Genomic DNA, 3466 nt, shown 5'->3' with positions numbered 1-3466 from the left:
TTTGTCAACACTTAAATTTAAACTTTCTAAAAAGATTCAATCTAAGTTTTACTTAACACCCTGAGTTGTTCGTGCCTCGCTATGCGTTGCTGTTTCCCGTCTCAGTGGGGTCGCATTATAGGGAGATCCGAAAACAGATCAACCCTTTTTTGAAGAAAACTTGAAATAATGTGCTGTTCGCTGAGAATTTGAGCTAAACACGTTAAAAATACAACATAACCATCAAATTATTAACAACTAACGGGGTTCAAACCTATTTTATATTAGAAGTAGAGTTAAACGATCTTCATATAGAGGCTTACACCCCAGATGATCAATACGATCGTTAATGAAAGTGTTACGGCTGCAGATCCCATATCTTTGGCCCTACCTGACAATACATGTAACTCTGTACTTACTCGATCTGTTAATGCTTCAATGGCGGAGTTTAGTAATTCAACTATTAATATAATAAGCAGTGAGCTAATTAGTATGGCCCAGTGTAATAGTGATGAAGCAAGCCAAAATGAAGTGGGGAATAATATAAGGCTTAGTAATAGCTCTTGTCTAAATGCGGCTTCTTCCTTAAATGCTGCTTTAAAGCCTAGGTAGGAACAATAAGTCGCTTTGAAAACGCGTTTGAGGCCTAAGCCATTTGGTTTAAGTATATCTTTCATTAAAAAACTCTATGAATGAAGGTCAAAATAAAGCCCCGCAGTGCGAGGCTTTTTATTTATGCTACACCGTATTGATCACGGTAAGCTTTAACTGAGGCTAAATGCTCATCCATTGTGCCTTGGCTTTCAAGGTAACTGATAAGATCAGCTAATTTTACAATTGAAATCACTTTGGTATTAAAGTCACGCTCAACTTCTTGAATAGCTGATAATTCAGCTTTACCCTTTTCTTGGCGATCTAACGCAATTAAAACACCACTAAGGTCAGCACCATTTTGTGCAATGATTTCCATCGACTCACGAATCGCAGTACCTGCAGTAATTACATCGTCAACTAGCATAATTTTGCCATTGAGTTCTGAGCCTACTAATGTGCCGCCTTCACCGTGTGCTTTTTTCTCTTTACGATTAAAACAGTAAGGTACATCTTTATCATGATGATCCGCTAAGGCAACCGCTGTTGTTGTCGCTATTGGAATACCTTTGTACGCAGGACCAAATAATACATCGTACTCTATAGCAGAATCTTCGAGTGCCGATGCATAAAAGCGACCTAAACGCGCTAAGTCTCGACCAGTATTAAACAAACCAGCATTAAAAAAGTAAGGACTTGTGCGTCCAGACTTTAATGTAAACTCACCAAATTTTAACACCTGCTTCTCTAGAGCAAATTCTATAAACTCTTTTTGATAATCTTTCATATCTTGTGGCCTACCTATTTATGCTAATGCTTGCTTTTGTACGTCAATAATTTCGCGAATAGAATGTTTAGCTAAAGTAAGTAACTCATCTAGCTCATCAAACGAGAAAGGTTCGCCTTCAGCTGTACCTTGAATTTCAATAATTTTACCTGTTTCAGTTAAAATTACGTTCATATCAGTCTCTGCTGCTGAATCTTCAATGTATTCTAAATCGCTAATTGCTTGGCCTTTGTAAATACCAACTGAAATAGCTGCAATCATATGTTTAAGTGGGTTTGAATTAATCATACCTTTTGCACGCATATGTGTTAGTGCATCAACAAGTGCAACACATGCACCACTTATAGAAGCAGTACGTGTACCGCCGTCAGCTTGAATAACGTCACAGTCAATGGTAATTGTGTTTTCGCCAAGTGCTTTTAAGTCAACAGCAGCCCGAAGTGCACGTGCAATTAAGCGCTGAATTTCCATAGTACGACCGCCCTGCTTACCACGTGCAGCTTCTCGAGCATTACGCGTATGCGTTGCTCGCGGTAACATACCGTATTCAGCATTGATCCAACCTTTACCCTGACCTTTCATGAAACGAGGAACGCCCGATTCAACAGTAGCTGTACAAAGTACTTTGGTGTTACCAAACTCAACAAGTACTGAGCCTTCAGCATGCAAAGTATAATTACGTGTAAATGTAACAGGTCTAATTTGGTTAGGTGTTCTTTCGCTTGGACGCATTGACGATCCCCTTAATTCAGAATTTGCGACATTATAAGTGTATGTGGGTATAGATACCATGTTGATTTAAATAAATAGCTGTATGCAAAATATTCAGTGTATTAAATTTTCCCTAGAGCTTAAGCAGTGTTACGGTATAATCATCATAATATTGTATTTATAAATTTAGGAAAATATCCATGATCCACAGTATGACAGCTTATGCGCGTCGCGAAATAAAAGGCGATTGGGGTACTGGCACTTGGGAAGTTCGCTCAGTAAACCAGCGTTACCTTGAAACATTTATACGCGCACCAGAGCAATTTCGTGGCATGGAGCCAGTTATTCGTGAGCGTTTACGCAAACACTTACAACGCGGTAAAGTTGAGGTCTTTTTAAAGTTTGTGGCAAATCCTGCCCACGTTGGCGAGCTATCAATTAACCAAGCACTTGCTGAACAACTAATAAATAGCGCTAAATGGGTTCAACAACAAAGTAATGGCGATATTAACCCTGTTGATATATTACGTTGGCCTGGCGTTATGGAAGCACAGGAGCTTGATATGGATAGCGTTAATACAGCATTAATAGCTGGTCTTGATCAAGTAATCGAAGATTTTAAATCTGCACGTGGCGATGAAGGTGCAAACCTTGAAGAAATGATAGCAATACGCCTTGATGCAATTCTAGAGCAAGTAGAAATTGTAGAAACGCATATGCCTGAGATTGCTAAATGGCAGCGTGAAAAACTTGCTCAAAAGCTAGAAGACTTAGCAGCAAACATTGACGAGTCACGCCTTGAACAAGAACTTATTTATCTTGCTCAAAAACAAGATGTAGCTGAAGAACTAGATCGCTTAAAGTCTCACGTTAAAGAAACTAAAAAAATCCTTAAAAAAGGAGGCGCATGTGGCCGCCGCTTAGATTTTATGATGCAAGAATTTAATCGTGAAGCTAACACGCTAGCGTCTAAGTCTATCAATAGTGACATCACTACTGCAGCCGTAGAGCTAAAAGTACTAATTGAACAAATGAGAGAACAGATCCAAAATATAGAATAGTTTTCAGCTAAGTATGGCACATTCATAACTTATCAAAACCCGAGCTTAGCTCGGGTTTTTAGTAATACCACTAATGATACTTTGAGTATTGTTACCAAGTATCTTCACCTAAGGTTAAAGCGGCATCTTAAATCGTACTTTATTTTAGACATTAAAAAGCCCGAGACTAAGCTCGGGCTTTTTGGTAATAATTAGCTAGGCTAATAATTACGCTACGATAGTTGCTACAACACCAGCACCTACAGTACGACCACCTTCACGGATAGCAAAACGAAGACCTTCATCCATCGCGATTGGTGCGATTAGAGTTACTGTCATCTTGATGTTATCACCAGGC

Annotated in this window: 4 protein-coding genes and 1 pseudogene; 1 reads left to right on the top strand and 4 read right to left on the bottom strand. The window is 39.0% G+C overall.

All coding sequences use genetic code 11. From position 1 onward, the window contains the following. Positions 1-275: 275 nt before the first annotated feature. Genes H5117_RS20245 through rph form a run of 3 tightly spaced genes read right to left on the bottom strand, consistent with a single transcriptional unit; the run spans position 276 to position 2089 of the window. On the bottom strand, positions 276-656 hold the full coding sequence (locus H5117_RS20245) for a diacylglycerol kinase (RefSeq protein WP_182734849.1): 381 nt from the start codon (positions 654-656) through the stop codon (positions 276-278). Positions 657-712: 56 nt separating this feature from the next. Continuing rightward, positions 713-1357 carry an orotate phosphoribosyltransferase gene (gene pyrE, locus H5117_RS20240; protein ID WP_002958891.1) on the bottom strand — a complete coding sequence of 215 codons (645 nt, stop codon included), beginning with the start codon at positions 1355-1357 and terminating at the stop codon, positions 713-715. A gap of 18 nt (positions 1358-1375) precedes the next feature. Beyond that, on the bottom strand, positions 1376-2089 hold the full coding sequence (gene rph / locus H5117_RS20235; RefSeq protein ID WP_002958890.1) for a ribonuclease PH: 714 nt from the start codon (positions 2087-2089) through the stop codon (positions 1376-1378). Between the two features lie 179 nt (positions 2090-2268). Here rph and H5117_RS20230 point away from each other — a divergent pair, with 179 nt between their 5' ends. Continuing rightward, positions 2269-3129, top strand: coding sequence for a YicC/YloC family endoribonuclease (locus tag H5117_RS20230; RefSeq protein ID WP_182696612.1), 861 nt, complete (start codon positions 2269-2271; stop codon positions 3127-3129). Between the two features lie 207 nt (positions 3130-3336). On the opposite strand, the pseudogene H5117_RS20225 reads toward H5117_RS20230, so the two are convergent. Then, positions 3337-3466, bottom strand: a pseudogene (locus H5117_RS20225) (elongation factor Tu); the annotation flags it as partial.

The organism is Pseudoalteromonas sp. SG45-1 (assembly GCF_014164135.1).
In the GTDB taxonomy this organism is placed as follows: domain Bacteria; phylum Pseudomonadota; class Gammaproteobacteria; order Enterobacterales; family Alteromonadaceae; genus Pseudoalteromonas; species Pseudoalteromonas distincta.
Note: the sequence above shows the minus strand (reverse complement) of the source record. Positions and strands in the feature narration are given on the sequence as shown.

Excerpts from the sequence above, each read along its gene's own strand:
- H5117_RS20245 (WP_182734849.1), bottom strand. The coding sequence starts at position 656 with ATGAAAGATATACTTAAACCAAATGGCTTAGGCCTCAAACGCGTTTTC.
- pyrE (WP_002958891.1), bottom strand. The coding sequence starts at position 1,357 with ATGAAAGATTATCAAAAAGAGTTTATAGAATTTGCTCTAGAGAAGCAG.
- rph (WP_002958890.1), bottom strand. The coding sequence starts at position 2,089 with ATGCGTCCAAGCGAAAGAACACCTAACCAAATTAGACCTGTTACATTT.
- H5117_RS20230 (WP_182696612.1), top strand. The coding sequence starts at position 2,269 with ATGATCCACAGTATGACAGCTTATGCGCGTCGCGAAATAAAAGGCGAT.